The organism is Paracoccus mangrovi, from assembly GCF_042648425.1.
Lineage (GTDB): Bacteria > Pseudomonadota > Alphaproteobacteria > Rhodobacterales > Rhodobacteraceae > Paracoccus > Paracoccus mangrovi.
In genome coordinates this window covers 245064-256751 of record NZ_JBHRXJ010000005.1, presented here as the reverse complement: position 1 = coordinate 256751, position 11688 = coordinate 245064, and the positions used below count along the sequence as shown (strand labels likewise).

The 11688-nt window shown below is 66.0% G+C and carries 12 protein-coding genes; 5 read left to right on the top strand and 7 right to left on the bottom strand.

Annotation, left to right across the window (positions count from 1 at the left end; translation table 11 throughout):
- Positions 1 to 246: 246 nt before the first annotated feature.
- The 3 genes from ACFOMH_RS09755 to ACFOMH_RS09745 form a co-directional block, all read right to left on the bottom strand.
- A complete protein-coding gene (locus tag ACFOMH_RS09755; protein WP_377744186.1) occupies positions 247 to 1764 on the bottom strand; it encodes a phospholipase D-like domain-containing protein in 1518 nt (505 codons plus the stop codon).
- Positions 1765 to 1913: 149 nt separating this feature from the next.
- Positions 1914 to 3272 (bottom strand): glutamine synthetase family protein, encoded by a 1359-nt coding sequence (locus tag ACFOMH_RS09750; protein WP_374425282.1) that lies wholly within the window; start codon positions 3270 to 3272, stop codon positions 1914 to 1916.
- Positions 3269 to 3991: a type 1 glutamine amidotransferase gene (locus tag ACFOMH_RS09745; RefSeq protein WP_377744184.1), complete on the bottom strand. Its 723-nt coding sequence runs from the start codon at positions 3989 to 3991 to the stop codon at positions 3269 to 3271. The genes ACFOMH_RS09750 and ACFOMH_RS09745 overlap by 4 nt, the downstream gene beginning before the upstream one ends.
- Before the next feature lie 172 nt (positions 3992 to 4163).
- Here ACFOMH_RS09745 and ACFOMH_RS09740 point away from each other — a divergent pair, with 172 nt between their 5' ends.
- Positions 4164 to 5291, top strand: coding sequence for an aminotransferase class V-fold PLP-dependent enzyme (locus ACFOMH_RS09740; protein ID WP_374425284.1), 1128 nt, complete (start codon positions 4164 to 4166; stop codon positions 5289 to 5291).
- A gap of 172 nt (positions 5292 to 5463) precedes the next feature.
- On the opposite strand, the gene ACFOMH_RS09735 is transcribed toward ACFOMH_RS09740, so the two are convergent.
- A complete protein-coding gene (locus ACFOMH_RS09735; RefSeq protein ID WP_377744182.1) occupies positions 5464 to 6174 on the bottom strand; it encodes a VIT1/CCC1 transporter family protein in 711 nt (236 codons plus the stop codon).
- Between the two features lie 104 nt (positions 6175 to 6278).
- Here ACFOMH_RS09735 and ACFOMH_RS09730 point away from each other — a divergent pair, with 104 nt between their 5' ends.
- From ACFOMH_RS09730 to ACFOMH_RS09715, 4 genes are all read left to right on the top strand, one after another.
- Positions 6279 to 7742 (top strand): aldehyde dehydrogenase family protein, encoded by a 1464-nt coding sequence (locus tag ACFOMH_RS09730; protein ID WP_377744180.1) that lies wholly within the window; start codon positions 6279 to 6281, stop codon positions 7740 to 7742.
- An 8-nt stretch (positions 7743 to 7750) separates the two neighbouring features.
- Positions 7751 to 8500 carry an SDR family oxidoreductase gene (locus ACFOMH_RS09725; protein ID WP_377744178.1) on the top strand — a complete coding sequence of 250 codons (750 nt, stop codon included), beginning with the start codon at positions 7751 to 7753 and terminating at the stop codon, positions 8498 to 8500.
- Positions 8501 to 8580: 80 nt separating this feature from the next.
- The gene (locus ACFOMH_RS09720) at positions 8581 to 9003 is read left to right on the top strand and encodes a Fur family transcriptional regulator (protein WP_374425288.1); all 423 of its coding nucleotides are present in this window, start codon (positions 8581 to 8583) and stop codon (positions 9001 to 9003) included.
- A complete protein-coding gene (locus tag ACFOMH_RS09715) occupies positions 9000 to 9359 on the top strand; it encodes a YigZ family protein (RefSeq protein WP_377744176.1) in 360 nt (119 codons plus the stop codon). Before ACFOMH_RS09720 ends, ACFOMH_RS09715 begins: the two co-directional genes overlap by 4 nt.
- 9 nt (positions 9360 to 9368) lie before the next feature.
- Here the strand turns inward: ACFOMH_RS09715 and ACFOMH_RS09710 are convergent, their stop codons facing one another.
- From ACFOMH_RS09710 to pth, 3 genes are read right to left on the bottom strand one after another with little or no spacing between them, the layout of a single operon-like run.
- On the bottom strand, positions 9369 to 9767 hold the full coding sequence (locus ACFOMH_RS09710) for a DUF2237 family protein (RefSeq protein WP_377744174.1): 399 nt from the start codon (positions 9765 to 9767) through the stop codon (positions 9369 to 9371).
- A complete protein-coding gene (locus ACFOMH_RS09705; RefSeq protein ID WP_377744172.1) occupies positions 9767 to 10822 on the bottom strand; it encodes a DUF2332 domain-containing protein in 1056 nt (351 codons plus the stop codon). Before ACFOMH_RS09705 ends, ACFOMH_RS09710 begins: the two co-directional genes overlap by 1 nt.
- Complete coding sequence (pth, locus tag ACFOMH_RS09700; protein ID WP_377744170.1) at positions 10819 to 11553, bottom strand: aminoacyl-tRNA hydrolase; 735 nt, start codon at positions 11551 to 11553, stop codon at positions 10819 to 10821. The genes ACFOMH_RS09705 and pth overlap by 4 nt, the downstream gene beginning before the upstream one ends.
- Positions 11554 to 11688: the final 135 nt, after the last annotated feature.

The following is an 11688-nucleotide window of genomic DNA, read 5'->3' as shown; positions in this document are numbered from 1 at the left end:
CGACAGACACCGCTCGGGGCGAAAAACGCTTGCCCAGCGAGCAAAATCAGGCGATCTTGAAGTCAAGCGGCAGGCCACTTGGAGAATGTCGGATCAAAAGGCCCGCGAGGTCGAACATGATGGCGAAACGCTGGATTCGCAGCGCGGCTGATCCGTCGAAGAGCAAGCGAAAAAGGGGGCGCGATCCGCGCCCCCTTTTTCGTCCCGATAAGGACCGCCACCCGCGACGGGCATGTCCCCGGCGGTCTATCTGCCGTCGCGCATGCGGCGTTTGCGATCCAGATGCCGCCACAGCATCGCCCCGCCCAGTGCCAATGCCCCGCCCATCATCACATGACGCGAGGTGACCCCCAGCCGCGCCTTTGCGCTGTTGCGATAGCGGGGATCGAACAGGCGTGTTTCGGACAGAAAGCGGCCCAGCAACGGCTCGGCCCTTGGCACAAGCGGCATGAGGCCGAGTCCGGGGCCGGACAATGCGCGCAGCGCGCCGATCACTTCGCCATGCGCGGCGACCGACTTGCCGACATGGGCGGGGTCAAGGCCCAGATGCTCGGCGATCAGCCCGTCGCGAAAGCGGCGGATCTGGCGGCGTTCGGCGGCGCTTTGGGCGATTACGGCAATGTCGCATTCGGTGTCGAAGCCCATGGAGCGGCGGTCGATATTGCTTGAGCCGACGCGCAGGAAACGGTCATCCACCACCATCAGCTTGGCATGGACATAGATCGGCTGCCCCGATGCGGTGACCGGATACAGGATGCGGAACCGGTCATGCCGGTCGATGCCCCGCAGATACCGGATCGCCCGGCTGCGGGTGATATGCATGGCCTGATCCTCGATCATGCCCTGCGCGGCATGGGGGTTGATGATGACAACCTCGGGCCCATTGGGTTCGCGCAATCGCCGGGCAATGGCCCGGGTGATATTGTCGGCACAGAAATATTGCGATTCCAGAAAGATACAATGTTCGGCCCCGGCGATGGCATCGAGATACAGGGTCTCGATCTCGTTGATGAGGGGGGCGTCGTGTTCGGGGGGCTGGGTTCGGGCAATGGCCAGCGGCAGGTCGTGAAACATCGGCGCGATGCTTGCCGGCCAGATATCGGCGCCGGGCTCGAAGCTTTCATTGATCCGGGCATCATGAGCGCGGTGCCAGCGCGCCCGCGCCAGTTCCGAGATCGCGGCCGCCGCCGGCCCCGTGAACACGGCCGAGGCATCGTGCCAGGGTTGGGAAATCTCGCCATTGCGGTCGCGGCGCAGCGGGTTTTCATCGCGATGCTCATGATCGTCCCAGCGCCCCTGGGTCAGGTCGATCCCACCGCAAAAGGCAAGCGAATCGTCGATAGCGACCAGCTTTTGGTGGTGGCAGGCCCCGATCGGATGACAGCCATCGAACGCCAGATGGATTTGTTCGGGGGATAGAAACTTGACCTGAAGCGCGGGCAGGATGCGGCCCGGCGTGATCAGCGCGCCACCGCTCCATTTCAACAGATAGATGTCCAGTTCCGGGCGCCGATGCGCCATCGCGTCCAGAAAGGCGCCGACGGTGTTGGGAAAGCCGTCGGGGGCGTTGCCATCGGCATCGCTTTCGCCGGGCAGCATCTCGATTTCGAAATCGAAATCCCAGCCGATCAGCATGACCAGCCGCCTGGCCTGCAACAATGCCTCGCGCAGGGCTCTGAAATAGGCTTTGCCATTGACGATGAAGGAAAGCCGCCCGGCGGTTTCGACCCGCCAGCAGTTTTGGCCCGTTTCGAATTCGATCATCCGTTTCCCCCGGTTCGTTTGCTGCGCTGGGGATATAACGGCGGGCACGGCTTTGGGTTCACACCGAAGGGTCGGTCGCACCCGGTCATCGGCGGGCTGCCGCCAAAGCGGCGGAGGGCGGCACCACGGGCCGGTGCCACCCCCGATATTTACACGTTTAGCAACAGATGCTCACGTTCCCACGGGCTGATGACTTGCAGGAATTCCTTGTATTCATTGCGTTTCACCGCCTGATAGACGGCGATGAATTCCTGGCCCAGAACCTCGCGCATCGGGGCGCTGTCCTCCATCAGGTCCAGCGCATCGCCCAGGGTCAGCGGCAGTTCATCCTCTGAAATATAGGCGTCGCCCAGACATTCGGCGCGGGGATTTTCCGCCTCGACCAGACCCAGATAGCCGCAGGCAAGGCTGGCGGCGAGGCCCAGATAGGGGTTGCAATCCATACCCGCCAGACGGTTTTCGACGCGCCGCGCCTCGGGGCCGGAAATCGGCACGCGCAGGCCCGTGGTGCGGTTGTCGCGCCCCCATTCAAGATTGATCGGCGCCGCGAAATCAGGGACATAGCGGCGATAGCTGTTGACATAGGGCGCCAGCAGCGCGACCGCCGCCGGCAGATGTTTCTGCATGCCGGCGATGAAATGCAGGAAGGCCGGGGTCTCGCGTCCCTGCGCATCCGAAAAGATGTTTTGCCCGGTTTTCAGGTCGACCACCGAATGGTGGATATGCATGGCGCTGCCGGGTTCGCCCTCGATGGGCTTGGCCATGAAGGTGGCGAAACAGTCGTGGCGCAGCGCCGCCTCGCGGATCAGGCGCTTGAAATAGAAAATCTCGTCGGCCAGCGCCACCGGATCGCCATGGTTGAGATTGATTTCCACCTGACCGGCGCCGCCCTCTTGCAGGATGCCGTCGATCTCAAAGCCCTGGGCCTCGGCGAAATCATAGATGTCGTCGATGACCTTGCCGTATTCGTCCACGGCCGACATGGAATAGGCCTGTTTGGCGGCGGCGCGGCGTCCGGTCCGGCCCATCGGCGGGATGATCGGCTGGTTGGGGTCGATATTGCGCGCGACCAGAAAGAATTCCATCTCGGGGGCGACGATCGGGCGCCAGCCCTTTTCCTCGTAAAGGCGCAGCACGCGTTTGAGCACGTTGCGGGGCGCGATGGGCACGGGATTGCCCTGTTGGTCGCTGACATCGTGGATGACCTGCATGGTCCAGTCGGCGGTCCATGGCGCGGCGGTCGCGGTGCTGAAATCCGGGGTCAGGATCATGTCCGGTTCGGTGAACGCGCCCTGGGGATTGTCGGCCCATTCGCCGGTGATGGTTTGCAGAAAGATCGAGTTCGGCAGATAGAATTTTTCCTGCCGCGCGAATTTCGACGCGGGCATGGCCTTGCCGCGCGCCACGCCGGCAATGTCGGCGACGATGCATTCGACCTCGTCCAGGCGGCGGCCGGTCACATATTCCTGTGCGGCGCGCGGGGTTTTTTCGATCCAGTCGGGGCTCATGCGGCACCTTCGCGATTTTGGGTCAGTTGCTGGTTCTGCCGGGCGGGCGCGGCCTTGAAAAAGGTCTCGATCCGGTCGGCGATGCTGCGCGATTGCAGCGGGCGGCCCATGCGGGCGCGGGCGGCGTCCAGAAGCTCGGCCGGGACCACGCCGCGGGCGCGATGTTCGATCAGCCCGTCGACGAAGCCGTCATCGAATTCGGGATGGGCCTGCACGGTATAGGCGCGGTCGCCATAGACCAGCGCCGCGTTTTCGCAAAATGCGTTGGTGGCCGCGACCTCGGCATCCGGGGGCAGCTGGGTGACCTGATCCTGATGCCAGGCGTTGAGGGTGATCTTTTCGCCGTCGAAATCGTAATCCTGGGCGCCGACGGCCCAGCCGGCGGGATGCTTGACCACCTTGCCGCCAAGCGCCTGGGCGATGATCTGATGGCCAAAGCAGATGCCGACCATGGGCACCGCCTGCGCATAGGCGGCGCGGATGAAATCCTCGAGCGGGGGAATGAAGGCGTGGTCTTCATAAGCGCCGTGGCGCGATCCGGTCAGCAGCCAGCCATCGGCGCTTTGCGGGGTGTCGGGAAACTCCATGGCCTCGACGTGATAGCTCTCGAATTCGAACCCCCGCCCGGCGAGGAGCCGTTCGAACATGGTGTCATAATCGCCCAGATCGCCGCGAAGAACTTCGGGCGACTGGCCGCATTTGAGAATGCCGATACGCATGGATGGCCTGTTGATTGTTTGACCCTAAAGCTAGTCGCGGGCGTTCAAACCGGCAAGGGGGGACGGCGCGGCGATGGCGGCGACGGGGTGCCCATGCTGCGACCTTGCGGGGACTGGCCCTTGACGGGTCAGCGGGTTAGGCTGCGCCAATCTTGACACGAAAGGATCGGACATGCCCGGACTTCTTCCCGATGTGGACCCCGACGGGTTGCAGGAATTTTCGGTCGTGTTCACCGACCGGTCGCTGAACCACATGTCGCAGAAATTCCAGACCGCGATGCGCGACATCTCGGCCACCCTGCGCGAGGTTTACGGCGCCGAGGCGGTGGCGCTGATCCCGGGTGGCGGCACCTGCGCGATGGAGGCGGTCGCGCGTCAGTTCGGTCGCGGGGCGCATGCGCTGATCGTCAGAAACGGCTTTTTCAGCTATCGCTGGAGCCAGATCTTCGAGGCTGGCGGCTTTGCCCGCGAAACCACGGTGATGATGGCCCGCCAGTCGGGCAATGCCGCCGACGCACCCTTTGCCCCGGCGCCCATCGACGAGGTGGTGGCCCGGATCCGCGAGGCCCGTCCCGACGCGGTCTTTGCGCCGCATGTCGAAACCGCCGCCGGAATGATCCTGCCCGATGACTATATCGCCGCGCTGGCCGCCGCGGCCCATGAGGTCGGCGCGATCATGGTGCTGGATTGTATCGCATCCGGGGCGGTCTGGGTGGACATGCGCGCGACCGGCGTCGATGTGCTGATTTCGGCGCCGCAAAAGGGCTGGTCGGCCTCGCCCTCGGCGGGGATGGTGATGCTGTCGCCGCTGGGGGTCGAGCGGCTGGCCGCGACCACCAGCGACAGTTTCGCGCTGGATCTGAAGAAATGGCGCGCGATCATGCAGGCCTATGAGGCGGGCGGGCATGCCTATCACGCGACGCTGCCCACCGATGCGCTGATCGGGTTGCGCGACGCCATGGCCGAGACCCGCGAAATGGGCTTTGAGGCGGCGCGGGATGCGCAATGGCGGCTGGGGAATGCGGTGCGCGCGGAACTGGCGCGGCGGGGCTTTCGCTCTGTCGCGGCGGATGGGTTTGCCGCGCCCGGCGTGGTGGTCTGTCATACCGACGACCCGGAACTGCAAAGCGGGCGGCGTTTTCTGGCCGCCGGGTATCAGATCGCGGCCGGCGTGCCCTTGCAGGTCGGCGAGGGCGAGGGGTTCCGCAGCTTCCGCATCGGGCTCTTTGGGCTGGACAAGCTGCGTGATGTGGACGCCACGGTGGCGCGCCTGATCGCGGGCCTTGACGCGGCGCTTTAGCCCCGCGTCCCGTATTTGTCCCGTTGCGGTCTGTCCGTTGCGGTCTGTCCGTTGCGGTCTGTCCGTTGCTGGCCGTCGCCGGGCGGCGGCCGGTCTGGAAGCGAGGGCCGGAAACGGGGGCGGCACGACGATATGAGCCGCCGCCGATCCCGGGGCGCCGCCGAGCGCGCGGCTAGCCCCCCGCGATTCCGAATAGCTTTCCGATGGCGGCCGTCACCGCCAGCGCAAAGACCCCGCCGGCAACCACGCGCAGCGTGGCACGCATCAGCGGTGCGCCCCCCGCCCAGGCCCCAAGCGCACCCAGCAGGGCCAGCGCGATCACAACCGCAACCAGCACGCTGGCGATCACCTGTCCCGAAGGCGCAAGGATCGCCGCCGCCAGCGGCAGCGCCGCCGCCACGCTGAACGTCACCCCCGAGGCCAGCGCGGCCACCCATGGATTGGCGGCGCTGGCCTCGCTCAGCCCAAGCTCGTCGCGGATATGGGCGGCCAGCGCGTCCTTTTCGGACACCTCGCGCGCGGCCTGCATCGCGGTCGCGGGCGACATGCCGCGCGCCTCATAGATCTCGGCAAGCTCGCGAAGTTCCTCTTCGGGCATATCGGCCAGGGCCTGACGCTCGCGGGCGATGTCGCTGCGCTCGATATCGCTTTGCGAACTGACCGAGACATATTCGCCGGCGGCCATGGACATCGCGCCCGCGACCAGCCCGGCCGAGCCTGCGATCAGGATCGTCTTGGGGTCGGGGCTGGCGGCCGCGACCCCCGTGATCAGTCCGCCGACCGACACGATGCCGTCATTGGCCCCCATCACCGCGGCGCGCAGCCAGCTCATGCGGTCGACATAATGCGGGTCGTCGGGATGGGCGCTGGGGCGGTCGGTCATATCGTCCTCACAGATGTTGATCCCAGCTTAACGACATGGTCAGCTTTCGCCAGCCTTGCACTGTGGCTGCGACATCGTCACCCTGTTCGGGGCGAATCCCACAGATGGATGAGACGATGACGGATCAATCCCTGACGATTCCACGCCCGCTGAACCTGATCGGCGGGACATGGCGGGCGGCGGCACTGGGTCGGGAATTGCCGATGATCTCGCCCATCGACGGGATGCGCTTTGCCAGTATCGCCGATTCCGGCCCCGAGGATGTCGCCGCAGCCATCGACGCGGCACGCGCGGCGCTGGGGGGCGAATGGGGCGGACTGACCGCGGCCGAACGGGGCCGGCTGATGCTGCGCCTTGCGCTGCGCCTTGAGGCCGAGGCCGAGGCGTTGGCGCGGCTCGAAACCCGCGACAACGGCAAACCCATCGCCCAGTCCCGTGCCGATATGGCGGCGCTGGTGCGCTATTTCGAATATTATGGCGGCGCGGCGGACAAGCTGCATGGCGAGGTGATCCCGTTTCTGAACGGCTATGACGTGATGAGCCTGCGCGAGGCCCATGGCGTGACCGGCCATATCATCCCTTGGAATTACCCGGTGCAGATCTTTGGCCGCTCGGTCGGTGCGGCGCTGGCCATGGGCAATGCCACCGTCACCAAACCCGCCGAGGATGCCTGTCTGACCATTCTGCGCATCGGCGAATTGGCGGGCGAGGTGGGCTTTCCGCCCGGCGCGATCAATATCGTCACCGGGCGCGGCGAGGTGGCGGGGCGGGCGCTTTCCGAACATCCCGGCGTCGATTTCATCAGCTTCACCGGCTCGCCCGAGGTCGGGCAAGCGATCCAGATCGCGGCGGCGCGCAACCATATTCCCTGTACGCTGGAACTGGGCGGCAAGTCGCCGCAGATCGTCTTTGAGGATGCCGATCTGGACGCCGCATTGCCGGTGATCGTCAACGCCATCGTCCAGAATGGCGGCCAGACCTGTTCGGCGGGATCGCGGGTGCTGATCCAGCGCGGCATCTGGGACCGGCTGACCGGCATGCTGGCCACGCGCTTTCGCGCCGTCGAGGCCCGCCCCTCGGGCGAGGATGCGGTGCTGGGCCCGCTGATTTCCGCCCGACAGATGGCCCGGGTCCAGGCCTATATCGACGCGACGACCGCGCCCCTGATTGCGCGCGGCACCGTGGCCCCGGATGTGCCGGCGGGCGGCTTCTATATCGCGCCGGCGCTGTTCGGTCCCGTCGATCCGCAAAGCCCGCTGGCGCAGGATGAGGTGTTCGGCCCGGTGCTGGCCGCCATCCCCTTTGACACCGAGGCCGAAGCCATCGCCATCGCCAATGGCACGGAATACGGGCTTGCGGCGGGCATCTGGACGCGGGACGGCGACCGTCAGGCGCGGGTGGCGCGCGCCATGCGCTGCGGACAGGTCTATATCAACGGCTATGGCGCCGGCGGCGGTATCGAGCTGCCTTTTGGCGGGGTGCGCAAATCCGGGCATGGCCGCGAAAAGGGCTTTGTGGCGCTTTCTGAATTCTCGCGCCTGAAAACCATCATTCACCGTTACGGATAGGGGGATCCATGCGACTGCAAGGCAAGACGGCATTGGTGACGGGGGCGGCCTCGGGGTTCGGGCGCGGCATTGCCGAGACATTCGCCCGCGAAGGCGCGCGGGTCGCAGTGCTGGACATCAATGCCGAGGGCGCCGCCGGGGTCGCCGCCGCGATCGGTCCGGCCGCCATCGCCATTCCCTGCGACGTGACTGATGGCGCACAGATCGCCGTGGCGGTCTCGCAGACGGTGGCGGCGTTCGGCGGGCTGGATATCGTGGTCAACAATGCCGGCTGGACGACGCCCAACGGCCCGCTTCTGAACACGGACGAGGCCGCGTTCCGCCGCATCTATGATGTCAATGTCACCTCGATCTTTCACATGTGCCATGCCGTGGTCCCCGTCTGGCGCCGGCAGGGGCATGGGGTGATGATCAATGTCAGCTCGACCGCCGGCGCGCGGCCGCGACCGGGCCTTACCTGGTACAATTCCTCGAAAGGGGCGGTGAACACGATGACGCGCAGCCTTGCCGTCGAATTGGCGCCCGACGGGATCCGCGTGAATGCCATCGCCCCGGTGATGGGCGAAACCGGGCTTTTGGAACATTTCATGGGCTGCAAGGACACGCCCGAAAACCGCGCCCGCTTTCTGGCCACGATCCCGCTTGGCCGGCTGTCGCGGCCGCGCGACATCGCCAATGCGGCGCTGTATCTGGCCTCGGACGAGGCGGATATGCTGACCGGGGTCATTCTGGATGTCGATGGCGGCCGCACCGTCTAGCGACGGCATATCCCTTGCGTTCCGGGCCGGGCGCGCATCGGCGCGGTTGCCATTTTCCGCCAAGCGGGCCATGAAAAAGCATGGGAATCGACCAGCGAGCCAAATCCTTTGAGGATGCCCTGCGCCGTGCGGGTGTGCGCATCACCCGCCAGCGGGCGGCGCTGTTGCGTGTGCTGGCGGCGGCCGGCGATCACCCGGACGCGACCCAGCTGCATGCCCGCGCGACCCGTGCGGGGGCGGCGGTCTCGTTGGCGACGGTCTATCGCACGCTTTCCGCGCTTGAGGCGCAGGGCGTCATCCTGAAGCTGGAATTCGAGGGGGAGCCCGCGCGATTCGAACCCGCAGACGGCACCCATCACGACCACATGATCGACGTCGAGACCGGCGAGGTGCGCGAGTTCGTCAGCGACCGCATCGAACGTCTTCAGGCCGAGATCGCCGCCGAAATGGGCTATGAGATCGTTCGCCACCGGCTGGAGCTTTATGTCCGGCGCAAGACATGACTCTGACCGTCTTTGACAAGATCATCTCGGATCGCGGTTCGCGCTATGCGGTTTCGGGCGGTCCGGCCGCGACCCGGGCCGAGGTCGCGGCGCTGTTGGCCGAGCTTCGGCAAAACAAGCGTTTCGCCAAGGCCACGCATAACACATGGGCGGCGATCCTGTCGGGCGAGGGGGTGCGCGACGACGATGGCGAAAGCGGGGCCGCGCAGATCATTCAGCAGATGCTGGAACGCGCGGGGCTGACCGATCATGTCGTCATCGTGACCCGCTGGTATGGCGGCAAGCATCTGGGCGGCGACCGTTTTCGCCATGTCGTCGATGCGGTGCGCCATTATCTGGCCCAGATCGGCCGCTGAGCGCGGGGATCAGCCGATTCCGTCCCGATCCCCGTTCTTGTCGCCGTCGCAGGCATGGGCGCGCAGCAATTCCATCGGAATGATTTCCAGCGACCGGGCATGCGTCGCGGCCAGCACCACCTGCGGGGCGGCGAATTCCTGCGCCGCTTGCAGGAACCGCGTGGCGCAAAGGCACCAGCGATCCCCGGGCGTCAATCCGGCAAAGTTGAATTTCGGGCGCGGCGTGCTGAGATCGTTTCCGAGATATTTCGACAGGGCCAGGAACTCGGCCGTGACAATGACGCAGACGGTGTGACGGCCACGATCCTCGGCCCCGGTATTGCAGCAGCCATCGCGGAAAAACCCGGTCAGGGGCCGCATCGAACAGGGTTCCAGCCTGCCGCCCAGAACGTTCAGCGCCGGATCCATCAGCTTTCCTCCTGTGCTTGCCACTCGATCCAGCGGCCATGGAAATCCGCGCGGCCAAGATGCCATGTCCTTGGCGGGCCGCCGGACCACAGCCGCAACCGCAGCGCCGCGCCTTCGCCGCCATCCCCCTCCATCGAGAAATGTGCCAACGGGCGGTCGGGACCGGCGTGCCGGCCCGCCTCTTGCAGGGCGGTCTCGATGCGGGCGCGGGTGGTTTCGGGGAAATATTGCGCGGCCACGGTGTGATAGACCAGCCGGCCATGCGGCACGGGTTCGGCCAGCCGGGCGGCCAGCCATGCGCCGGCATCGTCGCGTTCCATCACCGGGGGATGGGCACCCGCCACGGCCAGCGCCGCGCGCAGCCGACCCAGCCGGTCGCGCTGATCCGGCCAAGTATAAGCCATCAGGCGAAACCCGTCCCGCGCCGGGTCCAGTGGGTTCAGATCGACACCCCGCGCCGTCCCGAACGTCAGTGGCGCGGGCTCTGGCGGGGTGCCCCGCCAAAGTGGCGCGAGCCGCACTTCCGACAGCTCGCCCTCGGCAAGGCTGGGTTGAAAACCCATTTCATTTGCAAGGCTGTAATGAGGAAAGTTCAGGTTAAGTCCGGCACTTCCGCCCAGCTCAAGCAGGTCGAACCGGACCCCCGGACATCTTGCGCCCAGAAACCATGCGACCGCGATCAGCGGACCCGAGCGGCCGACCTCATTGGTTTGCGGCGCATATTCGAGCCATTCTAGAAAATGCGGCGCATTGTTTTGAATTGCCGAGCGAATTTCCAGATCAAGCTGCACCCCGCCGGCCATCGCATAAGCCGCCGTCAGCGCGGGCGCGCGATTCGTCATGGTCAGCGCATGCAGCGCACCGCAGAGCCGCAGCGGCACCGAATCGGCGCCGGGGCCGGCGTCGCCGGGCCATGATTTCACCCGCTGCCCGACCGGGCCGGTATCGGATGCGATGATGCGGGCCAGCGCATCGCAGACGCGCGCGGTCAGCACCGATCCCAGCGCGCGACAGGCGCGGGTCTGCTGGGCGAATGCGTCCTGCCAGCTGCTCATCGGAATTTCTCGCCCAGGGCGCGCAGCCGGTCGGCAAAGCTTTCCGGCGCCGGGGTGGCCGGTGCCTCGGTCGTGGCCGCCGGGCCGGTATTCGCCGGCTTTGACGCCTCTGTGGCGGGCTTGGATGCCGGGGGGCGGGGGCCGCCGGTGCCGCTGTTGCGCGCCGGTGCCGTGCGCGCCGCGACCGCATTCATGAAAGGCGCATCCGCCTCCGCCGCAAGTGCCGCCGCCCCGTCCGAAATGCCGCGCAGCAGGTCGTCCAGCCCGGCCTCTTCGGCCTTGGCGAAATCCGACAGCACATAGCCCGCGACGCGATCCTTATGGCCGGGATGGCCGATGCCGATGCGCAGGCGGCGATAATCCTCGCCGATATGCTGATGGATCGAACGCAACCCGTTATGGCCCGCATGCCCGCCCCCGGTCTTGAGCCGCACCTTGCCCGGCGCAAGATCCAGCTCGTCATGAAGCACGATCACCGCATCGGGGGACAGCTTCAGATAGCGCATCGCCTCGCCCACCGATTGTCCCGAAAGGTTCATGAATGTCCCGGGCCGCAACAGCGTGATGCGCAAATCACCCAGCCGCCCCTCGGCGGCATCGCCCTGAAAACGGGCGCGCCACGGTCCGAAACCGTGATCGGCAGCGATCCGGTCCACGGCCATAAACCCCACGTTATGCCGGTTTTTTTCGTATTTCTGGCCCGGATTGCCCAGGCCGACGATCAAGATCATGGAATTCTCCGTCGTTGGGGGCAGATTATCCGCTCGGCCGGAAAGGGGCAATTTTTATCACTCTCTTGTTCTTGCGGCCCGGCGTTACTAAGACTCTCTCAACCTTTGGCGTTTAGGAACTGCCCATTCGGATGT

What these genes read in the sequence shown, in the direction of transcription:
- ACFOMH_RS09755 (WP_377744186.1), bottom strand. Translation starts at nt 1,764, where the DNA reads ATGATCGAATTCGAAACGGGCCAAAACTGCTGGCGGGTCGAAACCGCC.
- ACFOMH_RS09750 (WP_374425282.1), bottom strand. Translation starts at nt 3,272, where the DNA reads ATGAGCCCCGACTGGATCGAAAAAACCCCGCGCGCCGCACAGGAATAT.
- ACFOMH_RS09745 (WP_377744184.1), bottom strand. Translation starts at nt 3,991, where the DNA reads ATGCGTATCGGCATTCTCAAATGCGGCCAGTCGCCCGAAGTTCTTCGC.
- ACFOMH_RS09740 (WP_374425284.1), top strand. Translation starts at nt 4,164, where the DNA reads ATGCCCGGACTTCTTCCCGATGTGGACCCCGACGGGTTGCAGGAATTT.
- ACFOMH_RS09735 (WP_377744182.1), bottom strand. Translation starts at nt 6,174, where the DNA reads ATGACCGACCGCCCCAGCGCCCATCCCGACGACCCGCATTATGTCGAC.
- ACFOMH_RS09730 (WP_377744180.1), top strand. Translation starts at nt 6,279, where the DNA reads ATGGATGAGACGATGACGGATCAATCCCTGACGATTCCACGCCCGCTG.
- ACFOMH_RS09725 (WP_377744178.1), top strand. Translation starts at nt 7,751, where the DNA reads ATGCGACTGCAAGGCAAGACGGCATTGGTGACGGGGGCGGCCTCGGGG.
- ACFOMH_RS09720 (WP_374425288.1), top strand. Translation starts at nt 8,581, where the DNA reads ATGGGAATCGACCAGCGAGCCAAATCCTTTGAGGATGCCCTGCGCCGT.
- ACFOMH_RS09715 (WP_377744176.1), top strand. Translation starts at nt 9,000, where the DNA reads ATGACTCTGACCGTCTTTGACAAGATCATCTCGGATCGCGGTTCGCGC.
- ACFOMH_RS09710 (WP_377744174.1), bottom strand. Translation starts at nt 9,767, where the DNA reads ATGGATCCGGCGCTGAACGTTCTGGGCGGCAGGCTGGAACCCTGTTCG.
- ACFOMH_RS09705 (WP_377744172.1), bottom strand. Translation starts at nt 10,822, where the DNA reads ATGAGCAGCTGGCAGGACGCATTCGCCCAGCAGACCCGCGCCTGTCGC.
- pth (WP_377744170.1), bottom strand. Translation starts at nt 11,553, where the DNA reads ATGATCTTGATCGTCGGCCTGGGCAATCCGGGCCAGAAATACGAAAAA.